The sequence below is a fragment of the Aequorivita xiaoshiensis genome (assembly GCF_022008395.1).
GTDB classification, from domain to species: Bacteria; Bacteroidota; Bacteroidia; order Flavobacteriales; family Flavobacteriaceae; genus Aequorivita; species Aequorivita xiaoshiensis.
In genome coordinates, this window is the sequence record NZ_JAIRBB010000008.1 from 62,753 (window position 1) to 76,547 (window position 13,795).

General features: G+C 34.0%; 15 protein-coding genes and 1 pseudogene. 9 read left to right on the forward strand and 7 right to left on the reverse strand.

What is annotated here, in order from left to right:
• Window positions 1-35: 35 nt before the first annotated feature.
• Entirely contained in the window at window positions 36-1,076 is a 1,041-nt protein-coding gene (rlmN, locus tag K8344_RS10005; RefSeq protein WP_237608551.1) for a dual-specificity RNA methyltransferase RlmN, read from the forward strand.
• A gap of 51 nt (window positions 1,077-1,127) precedes the next feature.
• On the opposite strand, the gene K8344_RS10010 is transcribed toward rlmN, so the two are convergent.
• Window positions 1,128-1,292, reverse strand: a complete 165-nt coding sequence (locus tag K8344_RS10010; protein ID WP_237608552.1) for a T9SS type A sorting domain-containing protein — start codon at window positions 1,290-1,292, stop codon at window positions 1,128-1,130.
• Here K8344_RS10010 and K8344_RS14150 point away from each other — a divergent pair.
• Window positions 1,282-1,410, forward strand: coding sequence for a hypothetical protein (locus tag K8344_RS14150; protein ID WP_262913423.1), 129 nt, complete (start codon window positions 1,282-1,284; stop codon window positions 1,408-1,410). The genes K8344_RS10010 and K8344_RS14150 overlap by 11 nt on opposite strands.
• Window positions 1,411-1,448: 38 nt before the next feature.
• Here the strand turns inward: K8344_RS14150 and K8344_RS10015 are convergent.
• Window positions 1,449-1,976: pseudogene (locus K8344_RS10015) on the reverse strand (choice-of-anchor J domain-containing protein); the annotation flags it as partial.
• Window positions 1,977-2,256: 280 nt separating this feature from the next.
• On the opposite strand from K8344_RS10015, the gene K8344_RS10020 reads away from it, so the two are divergent.
• The 5 genes from K8344_RS10020 to dnaG all read left to right on the forward strand — a co-directional run bounded on the left by K8344_RS10020 (window position 2,257) and on the right by dnaG (window position 8,169).
• Window positions 2,257-3,234, forward strand: a complete 978-nt coding sequence (locus K8344_RS10020) for a polyprenyl synthetase family protein (protein ID WP_237608553.1) — start codon at window positions 2,257-2,259, stop codon at window positions 3,232-3,234.
• 254 nt (window positions 3,235-3,488) lie between these two features.
• Window positions 3,489-4,055 carry an RNA polymerase sigma factor gene (locus tag K8344_RS10025; protein WP_237608554.1) on the forward strand — a complete coding sequence of 189 codons (567 nt, stop codon included), beginning with the start codon at window positions 3,489-3,491 and terminating at the stop codon, window positions 4,053-4,055.
• Window positions 4,042-4,821: a hypothetical protein gene (locus K8344_RS10030; protein WP_237608555.1), complete on the forward strand. Its 780-nt coding sequence runs from the start codon at window positions 4,042-4,044 to the stop codon at window positions 4,819-4,821. The genes K8344_RS10025 and K8344_RS10030 overlap by 14 nt, the downstream gene beginning before the upstream one ends.
• A 124-nt stretch (window positions 4,822-4,945) precedes the next feature.
• On the forward strand, window positions 4,946-6,028 hold the full coding sequence (locus K8344_RS10035) for a PorT family protein (RefSeq protein ID WP_237608556.1): 1,083 nt from the start codon (window positions 4,946-4,948) through the stop codon (window positions 6,026-6,028).
• 182 nt (window positions 6,029-6,210) lie between these two features.
• Window positions 6,211-8,169 (forward strand): DNA primase, encoded by a 1,959-nt coding sequence (gene dnaG / locus K8344_RS10040; protein WP_237608557.1) that lies wholly within the window; start codon window positions 6,211-6,213, stop codon window positions 8,167-8,169.
• A gap of 133 nt (window positions 8,170-8,302) precedes the next feature.
• Here the strand turns inward: dnaG and nadE are convergent, their stop codons facing one another.
• Window positions 8,303-9,091 carry an NAD(+) synthase gene (gene nadE, locus K8344_RS10045; protein WP_237608558.1) on the reverse strand — a complete coding sequence of 263 codons (789 nt, stop codon included), beginning with the start codon at window positions 9,089-9,091 and terminating at the stop codon, window positions 8,303-8,305.
• 194 nt (window positions 9,092-9,285) lie between these two features.
• Here nadE and gldB point away from each other — a divergent pair, with 194 nt between their 5' ends.
• On the forward strand, window positions 9,286-10,242 hold the full coding sequence (gldB, locus tag K8344_RS10050) for a gliding motility lipoprotein GldB (protein ID WP_478236186.1): 957 nt from the start codon (window positions 9,286-9,288) through the stop codon (window positions 10,240-10,242).
• Complete coding sequence (gldC, locus tag K8344_RS10055; protein ID WP_237608560.1) at window positions 10,242-10,583, forward strand: gliding motility protein GldC; 342 nt, start codon at window positions 10,242-10,244, stop codon at window positions 10,581-10,583. Before gldB ends, gldC begins: the two co-directional genes overlap by 1 nt.
• 22 nt (window positions 10,584-10,605) lie before the next feature.
• Here the strand turns inward: gldC and K8344_RS10060 are convergent, their stop codons facing one another.
• The 4 genes from K8344_RS10060 to K8344_RS10075 all read right to left on the reverse strand — a co-directional run bounded on the left by K8344_RS10060 (window position 10,606) and on the right by K8344_RS10075 (window position 13,786).
• Window positions 10,606-11,487 carry a sterol desaturase family protein gene (locus tag K8344_RS10060; protein ID WP_237608561.1) on the reverse strand — a complete coding sequence of 294 codons (882 nt, stop codon included), beginning with the start codon at window positions 11,485-11,487 and terminating at the stop codon, window positions 10,606-10,608.
• Between the two features lie 54 nt (window positions 11,488-11,541).
• Window positions 11,542-11,868: a hypothetical protein gene (locus K8344_RS10065; protein ID WP_237608562.1), complete on the reverse strand. Its 327-nt coding sequence runs from the start codon at window positions 11,866-11,868 to the stop codon at window positions 11,542-11,544.
• Between the two features lie 384 nt (window positions 11,869-12,252).
• Window positions 12,253-13,071 (reverse strand): purine-nucleoside phosphorylase, encoded by an 819-nt coding sequence (locus K8344_RS10070; RefSeq protein ID WP_237608563.1) that lies wholly within the window; start codon window positions 13,069-13,071, stop codon window positions 12,253-12,255.
• 22 nt (window positions 13,072-13,093) lie between these two features.
• Window positions 13,094-13,786 carry a TIGR04282 family arsenosugar biosynthesis glycosyltransferase gene (locus K8344_RS10075; RefSeq protein WP_237608564.1) on the reverse strand — a complete coding sequence of 231 codons (693 nt, stop codon included), beginning with the start codon at window positions 13,784-13,786 and terminating at the stop codon, window positions 13,094-13,096.
• Window positions 13,787-13,795 lie beyond the last annotated feature (9 nt).

A 13,795-nucleotide genomic window follows, 5' to 3' on the forward strand; every position in this document is an offset into this window, starting at 1 on the left:
AGGCTTTTTTGTTTTAAAAACCCTAATTTTGCAGCATGACAGGACAGAAGAAAGATATACGAGCCTTATCAAAAGAAGAACTTAGAGATTTCTTTGTTAGCATTGGCGACAAAGCCTTCCGTGGGACGCAGGTTTATGAATGGTTATGGAGTAAAGGAAGTCATAGTTTTGACGATATGACTAATCTTTCAAAAGAACTGCGAGCACATCTTAACGAGAATTTCGTTATAAATCACATTAAAGTCGATCACTTTCAAAAAAGTAGTGATGGAACTATAAAAAATGCCGTAAAGTTGTTTGACGACTTTGTGGTAGAATCTGTGTTGATACCCACTAAAAACAGAACTACTGCTTGTGTTTCTTCGCAAGTTGGGTGCAGTTTAGATTGTTCGTTTTGTGCAACCGCTAGGTTAAAGCGAATGAGAAATCTAAACCCAGATGAAATTTACGATCAAGTGGTTACTATAGATAGAGAAAGTAGGTTGTATCATAACAAACCGCTTTCCAACATTGTTTTTATGGGAATGGGCGAACCGTTGATGAACTATAAAAACGTGCTAGAATCAATTGAAAAGATCACTAGTGACGAAGGTTTAGGGATGTCGCCTAAGCGTATCACCGTTTCCACCTCTGGAGTACCTAAAATGATTAAAAAGCTCGCTGATGATGAAGTGAAATTCAACCTTGCTGTTTCTTTGCATTCTGCAGTTCAAGAAACTAGAGAGCAAATTATGCCATTTGCTAAAAGCTTTACCTTAGAAGACCTTAGAGAGTCGCTAGAGTATTGGTACAGTAAAACCAATCGTAAAATTACATACGAATACATTGTTTGGAAGGATATAAATGATAAATGGGAAGATATACAGGCGCTTGTGGCTTTCTGTAAATATGTGCCGTGTAAAGTAAATATTATTGAATACAACCCGATTGACGATGGGAATTTCCAACAAGCTTCATCAACCGTTATCGACGATTATATAGAGGCTTTAGAACACAACTATATCCCTGTTACGGTAAGACGAAGTAGAGGAAAAGATATTGATGCTGCCTGCGGACAATTGGCGAACAAACAGTAAATAAAAAGAGCGGCTATAGGCCGCTCTTTTCCATTTATGCTAAAATGTAAATTAGTTCTTTACAATTTTAAATGACTTGCTAGCTCCATCGATAGAAACAGTAGCGATGTAAACACCTGATTGTAATTCAGAAATGTTTACAGATTCATTAGTGTTGTTTAATTTTTGAGAAACAACTTGCTGTCCTAACATATTGTAAAGAGCAATGTTATTCATTTTAGTGCTAGATGAAAGATTTAATGCGTTATTAGCAACTCAATATTGGAATCCTTTAAATTCGTTAGTTCCTACAGCTAAAACTCCAGATACCATTACATCGTCAATAGAGATGTAATCCATATCAGTAACATCGTGATGTCTAAAAGTAACGTAGATAGTTTCACCAGTAAATTCTGAAACATCTAAAGTACGAGTGTATTGAGTTCCAGCATCATTTGGATCATCATAAACTTCAGTAAAAGTAACGTTAGAAGCTCCTAGGTCAGTGATATCACCACTTGTACCAACTTAAACACTGTATTTTTCATTATCCCATGTTGCAGCAGCAGCTGAAACCTTCCAGCTCAATTCAACACTTCCAGAAGCAGTTGATAAGTCGATTGCTGGAGAAACGATCCAGTTGTCTGGAGTTAATGGGTTAGATTGCCAAGATCTTGAAATTAAAGAAATAGGAGTAACAGGGTTTCCATCTGAATCTGTAACTACAAAGATATCCCCCCAATTGTTTCCGTCACCATCTTCATCATAAACTTCCCAATCGGAAACATCTTCATCGTTAAAGTCGTCTTCAAAGAAAACAGTTTGAGCATTCATTGCAAAACCTGCAAATAATTCAGCTAAAAAAGTAATTTTTTTCATTGTAAATATTATTAGTAATAAAATTAATTTCTCCAAATGCATAGATTGATAACAGATTTTACAGGGCTTTTGGAGGTTTTAACACCACGGCTCACATCCTTATTTTTTTATTAATATTGATGTGAAATTGATTTTCTTCACATATGTTTTTTGATGTAAAACTCATTTTTTTATCAATTTAATTAAGATTTGTGTGAAATGTTAGGAGAATGAGATTTAAAAAAGCAGTGTTAAATATTGGATATATGTTTATTTATTTAAATCATTCTCGGCTGATTTCACTTGAAAATCATCATTCATTTTTAACTATCTTTGAAGCTTTATGAAGATAGTCTCGCGCATTAAACTACCGATTGATAAGGAAATGGAGCTTTTTGAAAAAAAGTTCTCACAATCTATGTCTTCAAAAGTTTCTCTGCTAAATCGAATTACACATTATGTAGTAAATCGCAAAGGGAAACAAATGCGACCCATGTTTGTATTCCTTATCGCGAAAATGACCGGGCAAGGTAATGTTAATGAACGCACTTATCGTGGAGCTTCTGTTATCGAACTTATACATACAGCAACCTTAGTGCACGACGATGTAGTAGACGACAGTAATCGCCGCCGTGGATTTTTCTCCATAAATGCGCTTTGGAAAAATAAAATTGCCGTACTAGTTGGGGATTACCTCCTTTCCAAAGGTTTGTTACTTTCTATTGATAACAATGATTTCGATTTACTTAAAATTATCTCTGTCGCTGTTCGTGAAATGAGTGAAGGCGAATTACTTCAAATTGAAAAAGCACGTAAACTCGATATCACAGAAGAAGTTTACTTTGAAATTATCCGTCAGAAAACAGCGACTTTAATCGCCGCCTGTTGTGCAATGGGTGCTCGCTCGGTTATGGCTCCGGATGATGAGGTAGAGAAAATGCGAAAATTTGGGGAACTTATAGGAACCGCGTTTCAGATAAAAGATGATTTATTCGATTACGGAAATGAACATATCGGCAAACCTACAGGGATAGATATTAAGGAACAGAAAATGACACTACCTTTAATTTACGCTCTAAATAATGCTTCACCTAAGGATAAGAAATGGCTTATCAATTCAGTAAAGAATCACAATAAAGACAAAAAGCGCGTAAATGAAGTGATCGCTTTCGTGAAAAACAACGGTGGACTTGAATATGCGGTTACTAGAATGAAAGACTATCAGCAAGAGGCGTTGCAACTTTTAGATTCTTATCCAAACTCTCCTTATAAAGAATCCCTAGAGTTGATGGTTAATTACGTTATTGATAGAAAGAAATAGTATTCCGTATTCAGAAAACAGTAGCCTAACGATTAAACTTTCATATTTATTTTTAAATAAAATCTTTAGTCAAATTAAAGATGATTTTTTAATAATCAAGCTTCAGGCTCGACCAAATTTTTATACTAAGCTCTTTTTTTGCGCTTCTTACAGTTCGCTATTGCTGAAGTTAGAAAACTTTTTCATTCCTCAGACAACCATTTCTCAAAAACTTGCGTCTATATAAATAGAAGCCCTAGTCAGCGAAGCGTATTTTGAAAATTATCTCATTACATAAAAATTATTCAAAGTTAATAGCCAAAGCAGGTAATGGCGATCGCCGAGCTCAAAAAGAGCTGTATGATATGTTTGCCCTTAAAATGTTAGGCGTTTGTAGACAGTATTTAAAAAATATCGAGTTAGCAGAGGAGGTAATGCTTTCAGGTTTTTTTAAAGTCTTTACCCATTTATGTAACTATAATAATGAAGGAAGTTTTGAAGGTTGGATTCGTAGAATTATGGTAAACGAAAGTATTTCTCAACTGCGGAAAGACAAAAAATTACACTTTGTTTCTGAACAGGAAATTGATAATACAACCCAGCATTCAACTTATATCAAAACGGAGTTGGAAACTAATGAAATTCAGAAAATTATAGATAATCTTCCTGATGGCTATAAAACTGTTTTTGTGCTTTATGCAGTTGAAGGATACAAACACGGGGAAATTGCAGAGTTATTGCAAATAAGTGAGAATACATCTAAGTCACAGCTTTTTAAAGCTCGAAAAATGCTTCAAGATTTAGTGAAACAACAAAACAACTTAAGTTATGGCGCCTTATAAATTAGAAGATAATATTCGTGAAAAGTTAGAATCGAGGGAGTTAAAACCTTCTGAAAAGGCTTGGGATAAGCTACAAGTAAAGCTGGATGCAGAACAACCTCAAAAGAAAACTGTATTGTGGTATTACGTTGCGGCAAGCGTTATTGGTATCCTCATTTTAAGTTCAGTTTTCTATACTAATACAATTGAAGTTAAAGATGAAATTGTAACAGAAAGTGTAGATGAAAAAACAATTGATAACGATTTAAAAATCATTCCGCATAGTGAAGATGCTCAAAAATATGTTTCTACACAATATATTTCTGTTGTAAACAAACTTGAAGAAAATAAGGGTAAAGAAAAATTGCAATCAAATTCAAATTCAAATTTAAAGACGTCAAGCCCAGAATCACCTCTGTCAACGGGTACTAAAAAATCTGAAATTGATAAAAAAATTGATAAAACTAAAGTTCTTGCAAATACCGAAAAGGAGAAGTCGTTGGAAGAAGAACTTATTAACGCCAAGGTAGATGAGGTAATTGCATCTGTAAAGGAATTACAGCATAACCATAACGAGGTAAGTATAATTGAAGTTGAAAATCTGCTAAATAAAGCGCGCCGTGAAATTCAAGCCCAAAAAATTCTCAACACATCTAAAGTAGATGCCACCGCCTTGCTACAGGAAGTGGAATGGGAACTAGAAAAGAGTTTCCGCGATAAAGTATTCGATGCTCTAGGCGAAGGTTTTATAAAAATTAGAACTGCGGTAATAGAAAGGAACGACTAGAAAAAATTCAATATTTATTATTCAAATTTTAAAAATTTAGCAAGCTAGATTAGAAAAATAGTGCTCAAAAACTACAAACTTCCGACTAAAAAATCATTCATCAATAATCAAAAATCGAACAATTATGAAATCACTAATTACACTATCAACAGCACTTGCAATTTGGATCTGCTCCACAGGTTTCATTCAAGCACAAAAAAACACTGATTGGACCAAAAATGAAATTGAAAAACTGAACATATTGAAAGAAAACGCTGTGAAAATAGAAAAAGAGGCACTTAAAAGTAAAATCGAAAATATTAATAAGAAAGTTTCAGAAGGCTCTGTTTCAGAAACTGAAGCAGAAAATTTAAAAAAAGCAGCTGCCGAGAAACACGCGCTAAATATTGATAATAGAATTGCAATTTTTGATAACCAATTAGCACTAATAGATAGAAATGGGATGGATTCTACCAAGATTACAGGCACTGCAATTGTCTTCGGTTGGGGTCAAGAAGATGTGGATAACGATTTAATATTTGGGGTAAAAGTTAGAAAAGGATCTCGTGGAACTGTTAAAAAATATGACAGGCGTACTACTTCAGACGGTTATATAGCGGTTGGATTTAACAATGTCGCAACATCAGGAGAGTCCTTAGAAGATTCAGATTTTAAAGTTGCTGGTAGTCGATTTGCCGAATTAGGGTGGACTTGGAAAACTCGTGTTTTCGACAATTCTAATTGGTTGCGAGTTAGGTATGGTCTTGCATTTCAATTTAACGGACTTAAACCAACCGATAACAGACTTTTTGTAGATACTGGGGAACAAACGGAACTTCAAACCTATCCGCTAGATTTAAAAAAGTCAAAATTTAGAATGGACAACCTAGTAATTCCAATACATTTTGAATTTGGACCTTCAAAAAAGATTGAACACGAAAATTATTTTCGATATGCAACTCGTAATCAATTTAAGTTTGGGATTGGAGGTTATGGAGGAATTAATTTAGGCGCTCGTCAAAAACTTAAATTTGAAGAAGATGGTGAAAATCAGAAACAAAAATTGAAAGCTGATTACAACACTAATAATTTTATTTATGGATTAAGTACTTACATAGGTTGGGGAGCCACCTCAATTTATGCTAAATACGACCTTAATACCATCTTTAAAAATAATGCTGTGGACCAACGAAATGTTTCATTGGGCCTAAGGCTTGATTTGGAGTAGCCAGAATCTCTTTATTATTCGTTTGTTTATTAACCTGCAAGGTCTTTCCCATTTTTTAGGGACTTCTTGTAGGTTTCTCTTTATTTTAATTGAAATAGTAAAGGCTTAGGTTTTTCGTTCTTAATATCCCTATTTTTACAAATCCAAAAATAGGTAACAACAAACTATTAATTCAGCATAAATTGATAAGTAGAACTACTATAGATAATGTTTTTGAAGCTGCTCGAGTAGAGGAGGTAATAGGCGATTTTGTACAGCTAAAAAAATCTGGTAGCAACTACAAAGGGCTCAGTCCGTTTACCGATGAGCGTTCACCAAGTTTTATGGTTAGTCCTGTAAAGCAAATATGGAAAGATTTTAGTAGTGGAAAAGGTGGAAACGTGGTGTCATTTTTAATGGAACACGAACACTTTACCTATCCTGAGGCAATTAAATTTCTAGCTAAGAAATACGGAATTGAAATTGAAGAAACCGAGCAATCTAACGAAGAGAAAGAACAAGCCAACGAACGTGAAAGTCTTTACTTGGTTAGTGAATTTGCTAAAAACTATTTCCATAACACCTTATTAAAAACCGAAGAAGGAAAAGCCATCGGACTTTCATACTTTAAAGAAAGAGGATTTACCGATGAAACGATTAAGAAATTTGAATTGGGTTACTCACCAGATTCCTGGGAAGCATTTACCAGTCACGCAATTAAAAAAGGATATAAACTTGAATTTCTTGAGAAAACCGGTTTGTCTATTGTAAAAGGTGAAAAGCAATTCGATCGCTTCAAGGGAAGAGTGATGTTCCCGATTTTAAGCATGAGTGGGCGTACGCTTGGTTTTGGTGGGCGTATTTTAACTTCAGATAAAAAAGCAGCGAAGTATCTCAACTCTCCTGAAAGTGACATTTACCATAAGAGCAAAGTTCTTTATGGAATTTTCAATGCAAAACAAAGCATTTCAAAAGAAGATAATTGCTACTTAGTAGAAGGGTATACCGATGTAATTCAGTTTCATCAAACAGGTATCCACAACGTAGTTTCTTCCTCTGGAACCGCTTTAACGCCAGAGCAAATTAGATTAATTAATAGGCTTACTAAAAATATTACGGTACTATTTGATGGTGATGCAGCGGGACTTCGAGCGTCTTTACGAGGGATAGATTTAATTTTAGAGCAAGGAATGAATGTGAAAATCTGTACCTTTCCAGAAGGGGAAGATCCAGATAGCTTTTCACGAAAAAATTCTCTTGAAGACTTAAGCCTGTACCTAGAAGAAAACTCTAAGGATTTTATCACTTTTAAAGCTTCATTATTAGCAAAAGAAGCTAAAAACGACCCAATTAAAAAATCTGAAACCATACACGATATGGTTAACAGCATTGCTAAAATTCCAGATGTAATTAAACGCGAAATTTACATTAAGGAGTGTTCCCGTATTATGGATATTTCGGAAGAGGTGCTGTTTAATACCTTAGCCCAATTACTTCGAAAAGATAAAAAGGCCTCCTCTAAAAAGGATGAAGTAAAACAGGAGGCACTACAAGTGGTTTCCTCTGAAAAAAAAGCTAAAAAAATAGATGTTCAATTTGAATTGGAGCAAAAAATCATCCAACTTCTTCTACTGTATGGCAATGTTGAAGAAGATTTTGAAGATTTAATTCTTGAAGCCGATGAAAAAGGAGAAATTTCGTTAAAACCTGAAATACATAAAGCTCGAGTGTACGAAAAAATTTATCTTGACTTACAGGATGACGAAATTGAATTCACAAATCCTGAGTTTAAAAAGATATATTATGAAGTAGTAAATCGTTTTAATCAAAACCCTGAAGCCAAAGCAGAAACTTTTATTAACGATTTGGATCCAGAACTTGCAACCGCTGTCACGCATGTATTAATGGAAGAGGAACGCTATGAGCTTCACAATTGGGAACGAATGGAGATCTATGTGAAAGGAAAAGATAAAACCATTGCCCAAATTGTAAGTGAGACCATCTTAAATTTGCGACGTCATTTAGTTTCTCAAAAAATAAATGACTTATCAGAAATGATCAAAGATAATGATAACTCTGAAAAAGAGTCAAGTTTACAAGAAATCGTGGATTACCTTACCCTTAAAAAAGTGCTTTCAAATAAATTGAATAGGGTAGTGTAAGCACATTCAATTTACTGCTTTCATTTCCGAATACAATTCAATTTCTGAGAATTAATAATTTGATATAATGAAGTTGAATATATAGTGTCTTCTGATTATTTCTAAGAATATCGAATGCTATGATAAAGAAACTTTAGAGTAATTCTTTTGGAATTTCACAAACTGGAATCGGAACCATTTTATGTTTATTGGCACGATTTAATCGCGTGTAAATTTCGAATACGGTTTTTTCTCTCCCTTTAAAATCGGAACTAGATTTTCCTGCCTCTGTCATTTTCATTGCCCATTCCAATTCGTCATAACTTGCACCTAGTTGGTCTTCATCGGATCTGCTATCGCCAAACAAACCATCGGTAGGAGCCGCTTTCATTATAGAATCTGGAATATTTAAAGTTTCGCCAAGCTTGTAAACTTCGCTCTTCATCAAATCTGCAATCGGACTTAAATCTACACCACCATCACCGTATTTAGTGTAAAACCCTACGCCAAAATCTTCAATTTTATTTCCCGTGCCGGCAACTAAATAACGATGTAAGCCTGCAAAGTAATATAGGGTAGTCATTCTTAACCTCGCTCTAGTGTTTGCTAAGGAAAGATCGAGAAAACTATCGTCTTCAGTTTGTGGAACTTCTTTTTTGAATTCTTCAAATACTGAAGTTAGATTTACCTCGGTATTCCTAACATTTGAAAAATTATCTTTTAGAAACTGGATGTGCTCTCTCCCACGACTCACTTGATTTGGAGCCTGATGAATAGGTAATTCTACACAAAGTGTCGGCAAACCAGTCTTTGCACATAAAGTTGAAACAACAGCTGAATCAATTCCGCCGCTTATACCTAACACAAAACCATCAGTTTTTGAATTTATGGCATAGTCTTTCAGCCAACTTACGATATATTCGATTACTTTCTCGGTTTGCATTTTTCTGATGTTTATTAAATTTATATTGATTTGGGCTTATTTATTTCCTTAGCAGACGTGTAGCTGAATAAAACTTTTAAACCGTAAACTTTTAAACTCATTCAACAATAAGGTACCTTTGCACGTCAAAAAGTTGATAAAGATAAAATTAAATAAAATCAATGGCGTTAACCAATAGAAACATTTTTAATTCTATGCGAAATATTTTTCTACTTCTTTTTGGAGTTCTTTTGTTTTCGTGTAATAGCGATAGTAAGTTAGAAAAGGAAATTCAACAAATCCCAATAGATGTGCAAATTGTGCGTTTTGACAAGGAGTTTGCCGATGCCTCGCCTGCCGATTTACCAGCATTAAAGCAGCGTTTTCCTGAGTTTTTCCCGGTGCAATATCACGATAGCATTTGGGTGCAAAAATTAGCAGATACCCTTCAAAATCAATTGGAAGATGAGGTTTTTAAGGTTTTTCCAGAAGCTCAAGTTATAGAAGACGATATTATTCCACTATTTCAGCATATAAAATATTATTTCCCACAGTTTTCGACTCCCCTAGTTGTTACAGTAACTTCTGATGTAGACTACAGAAATAAAGTTATTCTTGCCGATAGTATGTTGGTTCTTGCATTAGACAATTATTTAGGTAGTGAGCATGAGTTTTATGGAGGGATTGATAAATATATTAAAAAGGAAATGAAACCTTCACAACTCATTCAAGACGTAGCTGAAGTTTATTCAAGAGAATATATTAAACCACCTTCAAATTCCACATTTTTAGGACAAATTATTTACTATGGAAAAATGCAGTATCTAAAGGATGTATGGCTTCCAAATACTTCAGATGCGGATAAAATGGGGTATTCTGAAGAGGAAATACAATGGTCTGAGGAAAATGAACTCTATATGTGGCGTTATTTTGTAGAAAATGAATTGCTGTATAGTACCGATCAAAAACTAGGTGCACGATTTATTAATCCAGCACCCTTTTCTAAGTTTTATTTAGAAATAGATAATGATTCTCCAGGAATGTTGGGACGATATATCGGCTGGCAAATAGTGCGCGCCTATATGGATAATAATGATACAACTGTTCAGCAATTAATGATTACCGATGCTGACGAAATATTTAATAATTCAAAATACAAACCAAAGAAATAATGGCTGTAAAACACAAATCTGAAATAAGACTAAACGTTGGTTTAGACGAAAATAAAATTCCTGAAACTATACATTGGACCGCTGAGGATGGTGGAATTACAAATGAAGAATCGAAAGCTGTAATGCTGTCGGTTTGGGATCATAAAAACAAAGAGTCTTTGCGTATCGACCTTTGGACAAAAGAGATGCCAATGGATGAGATGAAAATTTTCTTTCATCAAACCTTAACCGCTATGGCTGATACTTTTCAACGTGCTACAAACGATGATAAAATGAGCGATACAATGCGTGACTTTTGCGATTATTTTGCAGAAAAATTAGAGCTTAAGAAAACAAAATAAGATTTGGTTTATAAGGCAAACCTTACTTTGTTTTTGCAGGGTATATGGTTTGCTTTATAAAATCTTTTGGGAATTCTTCATCTCCTTCAAAACCTAATTCAATATCTCTGCCATCGTGAGGTACGTGACTGGTTTTAAATAGGTAGTCCCATAAACTTAAACTGATTCCAAAATTTACTCCGTATTGGTGATTCTTAGGCAGTTCTTTTGCGTGATGCCAAATGTGCATTTTTGGATTGTTGAAAATATACTTTAATACACCGTAATCCCAGCCTAGGTTTGCGTGGTTTAAATGTCCAATAGTAAGGGCAGAAAAGTGTACAATGGCTACAGATTGTACATCAAAACCACCAATTATTGCTAGAGGAATATACAGTAAAGATTTATACACTATGGGTTCCATCCAATGATATCGCAGGTGTCCTGCAAACCCCATTTCTTTTATTGAATGGTGTACTTTATGAAAATTCCAAAGAAAAGGAGAGTAATGAAGTAAACGATGCGTGTTCCACTGAACAAAATCTGTAATTAAAAAGAATATAAGTAGGCCGAGTCCGAATGGGAGTGCATTTAAATCTAGAAGTTGAAAATCTGAAATCTTTAACTCTATTAAACTCAGTAAATCATTAAAAAGCTCAGCGGTTGCATTTGAAAGGAAAATAAGAACAATCAAATTTAATAAGAAAAAGTTGAAGAACATATAAAATGTATCCATCCAAAAATCTTTTCTAAAAATTTTTTGGTCTTTTCTCCAAGGGAAAAGCAGCTCTAAAGCCCAAACTAATAGGGAGACAAGGATAAGTCCGTAGAAATAGTTTTCCCAATGAAAATGAGTGATTTCGTTCCACAAATAGTTAAAGTATCCGTAGTAAGAATTCTTAAATATTTCTAAGTATTTTTCCATTGTTTTTATACGAAAGCTGACAGTTTTCTAAAGCGAAAAAGGTTTGAAATTGGCTTATTCTATTATAAAATCTAAATTTTCGTTTATTGGTTTTCTTTGTCTGTGTATAAGTATGAAATTTTCAATATCATTGAAAAAATCAATTACCTCTGTTCTTTTTATAGCTGTTGGTTTTGGAGAGATTATTGAATTATATGAGCTGAATTTATAATTCTCAAAATTATCAATAATTCTGTGGTTTTCAGGATTTAAATGGATGTATATTATTAATTGCTTTAAATATTTTTCTTCAGAAATTTTTATTCTTTTAAATGGTCGTTGAAATAAACTCCCAACTCTTCCATTTTTTTTATTGAATACTTTTGAATATGCATTAAACATATTTGAAAAAGCTTGAAATGGTTTTTCTGCGTTTTCTTTAATTTGAATTGGTAAGTGAAAATGATTTTTGAGAAGGCAATAGCAATAGATATCTGCAATAGGAAGAATGTATTTTCTAACTAATTTTAAAAAATAATACTAGTTTTCATCTTCTTTAAAAATACCTTGTTTATTATTCAAGCGATTGAAGATGTGATAGAAATATGTTTCTTCTAAAAAATCCATGTTTTACGTGTTGAAACCTGACAGGTCTAGATTGTGATATACAATATTTTGTTGAACTCACTAAATTCATTAATTATATTGGTTCCTGTATTGGGTGTGAATTCAACATGTTTTGCGTGATTGAAACTAACAAGTCTCGAATAGGTATCGCAATTCAACTTACAACTGCTTAATTAATTCAGTGAATAATGTTATCATATCGGGTTCTGCTTTGTTGGCAGCAGCAATAATATCAGGAATGTTAACTGGTTTTAAATTGTCTGGATCACATTCGTCTGTTAAGACTGAAATTGCCGAAACTGGAAGTTGTAAATGGTTTGCAACAATTATTTCTGGCACAGTACTCATTCCAACGGCATCTGCGCCAATAATTTTTAAATAGCGATATTCTGCGCGGGTTTCAAGTTGTGGGCCTACAACGCTTGCGTAAATGCCCTTGTGAAGCGTTATGTTAGAGTCTGTAGCAACTTGTTCAATCATTTTATTCATTTCTACATCGTAAGGTGCGCTCATATCCACAAAACGTTCGCCCATTTTCTCTACACCTCTAAAGGCTAGGGGAGAATCACCTTGTAAATTAATATGATCGTCTATAAGCATTATCTCTCCTTTCTTAAAATTGAGATTAATTGCTCCCGCTGCATTGCTAACTAAAAGGCGCTTAATTCCTAAAAGATGCATAACTCTTACCGGAAATGTTACATCGCGAAGTGTATAGCCTTCATAAACATGAAACCTACCTTGCATCACCACGACTTTTTTCCCTTCTAGTGTGCCGTAAATTAATTTTCCTTTGTGAAACTCCACAGTTGCAGTGGGGAAGTTAGGAATGTGATTGTAGCTTACTTCGGCAATTATATCTATTTTCTCAACTATTTTCCCGAGACCAGTACCTAGTATAATTCCTATTTCTGGTTTTTCAAATCCGCGATTTTGAAGGTATTCTGCCGCTTCTTTTATAAATTTTGATACGCTCATATCGTTGTTTTTTATTGACTGTTTAAATAAAATTACTATCTAAATGAGGTGGTAAAAATTGCTGAAAAGCTTTTACATCTTTTATATCCTCGTAGTAATCAATATCGTTTTTTTCATCTAATAAGGTGTACTTAAATTGTCTCAAGTCGTTTAACGTCGATTTCAAAACACTATCAGTACCCCAAACTTTATTTTCAAAAACTTTGGTGTTGAGTTGTTTCATTCCTAGTAGGTAATAGCCACCATCAGAGGCAGGGCCAATAACATAGGGTGATGTTTGCAGTGATACAAAAGCTGTTTTTAAATCTTGAGTATCCATGTCAAACATATCGCTTCCAATAATAATTACACTTTCATAACCCATTGAAAACACATCTGAGAAAGCATTTTTCATCCGCTCTCCTAATTCATTTCCAAATTGCAGTTTTTTTCTAAAGATATCTGGATTCCATAAATCGTTACGATTAATGTTTTCTGAATAAAAAACGAATTTATCTACATTTAAGTTTTTAGTAATTTCAGCAGTGTGCTTTAAAAGAAACTTATAGATTTCCAAAGCATTTTCATCGCCAATTGTTTTAGCTAAGCGTGTTTTTACCTTTCCCAATTCTGGATTTCGGGTGAAAATAATCAATGCACTTTTAGAAGTGGGGAAGTGAAAATCGGAAGCCGTACTGTGGGCATCGTCTGAAGTATTTGGGTTAATAATCGCCATTTGTCAGTA

Excerpts from the sequence above, each read along its gene's own strand:
- rlmN (WP_237608551.1), top strand. The coding sequence starts at position 36 with ATGACAGGACAGAAGAAAGATATACGAGCCTTATCAAAAGAAGAACTT.
- K8344_RS14150 (WP_262913423.1), top strand. The coding sequence starts at position 1,282 with ATGTTATTCATTTTAGTGCTAGATGAAAGATTTAATGCGTTATTAGCA.
- K8344_RS10010 (WP_237608552.1), bottom strand. The coding sequence starts at position 1,292 with ATGAATAACATTGCTCTTTACAATATGTTAGGACAGCAAGTTGTTTCT.
- K8344_RS10020 (WP_237608553.1), top strand. The coding sequence starts at position 2,257 with ATGAAGATAGTCTCGCGCATTAAACTACCGATTGATAAGGAAATGGAG.
- K8344_RS10030 (WP_237608555.1), top strand. The coding sequence starts at position 4,042 with ATGGCGCCTTATAAATTAGAAGATAATATTCGTGAAAAGTTAGAATCG.
- K8344_RS10035 (WP_237608556.1), top strand. The coding sequence starts at position 4,946 with ATGAAATCACTAATTACACTATCAACAGCACTTGCAATTTGGATCTGC.
- nadE (WP_237608558.1), bottom strand. The coding sequence starts at position 9,091 with ATGCAAACCGAGAAAGTAATCGAATATATCGTAAGTTGGCTGAAAGAC.
- gldB (WP_478236186.1), top strand. The coding sequence starts at position 9,286 with ATGCGAAATATTTTTCTACTTCTTTTTGGAGTTCTTTTGTTTTCGTGT.
- gldC (WP_237608560.1), top strand. The coding sequence starts at position 10,242 with ATGGCTGTAAAACACAAATCTGAAATAAGACTAAACGTTGGTTTAGAC.
- K8344_RS10060 (WP_237608561.1), bottom strand. The coding sequence starts at position 11,487 with ATGGAAAAATACTTAGAAATATTTAAGAATTCTTACTACGGATACTTT.
- K8344_RS10065 (WP_237608562.1), bottom strand. The coding sequence starts at position 11,868 with ATGTTTAATGCATATTCAAAAGTATTCAATAAAAAAAATGGAAGAGTT.
- K8344_RS10070 (WP_237608563.1), bottom strand. The coding sequence starts at position 13,071 with ATGAGCGTATCAAAATTTATAAAAGAAGCGGCAGAATACCTTCAAAAT.
- K8344_RS10075 (WP_237608564.1), bottom strand. The coding sequence starts at position 13,786 with ATGGCGATTATTAACCCAAATACTTCAGACGATGCCCACAGTACGGCT.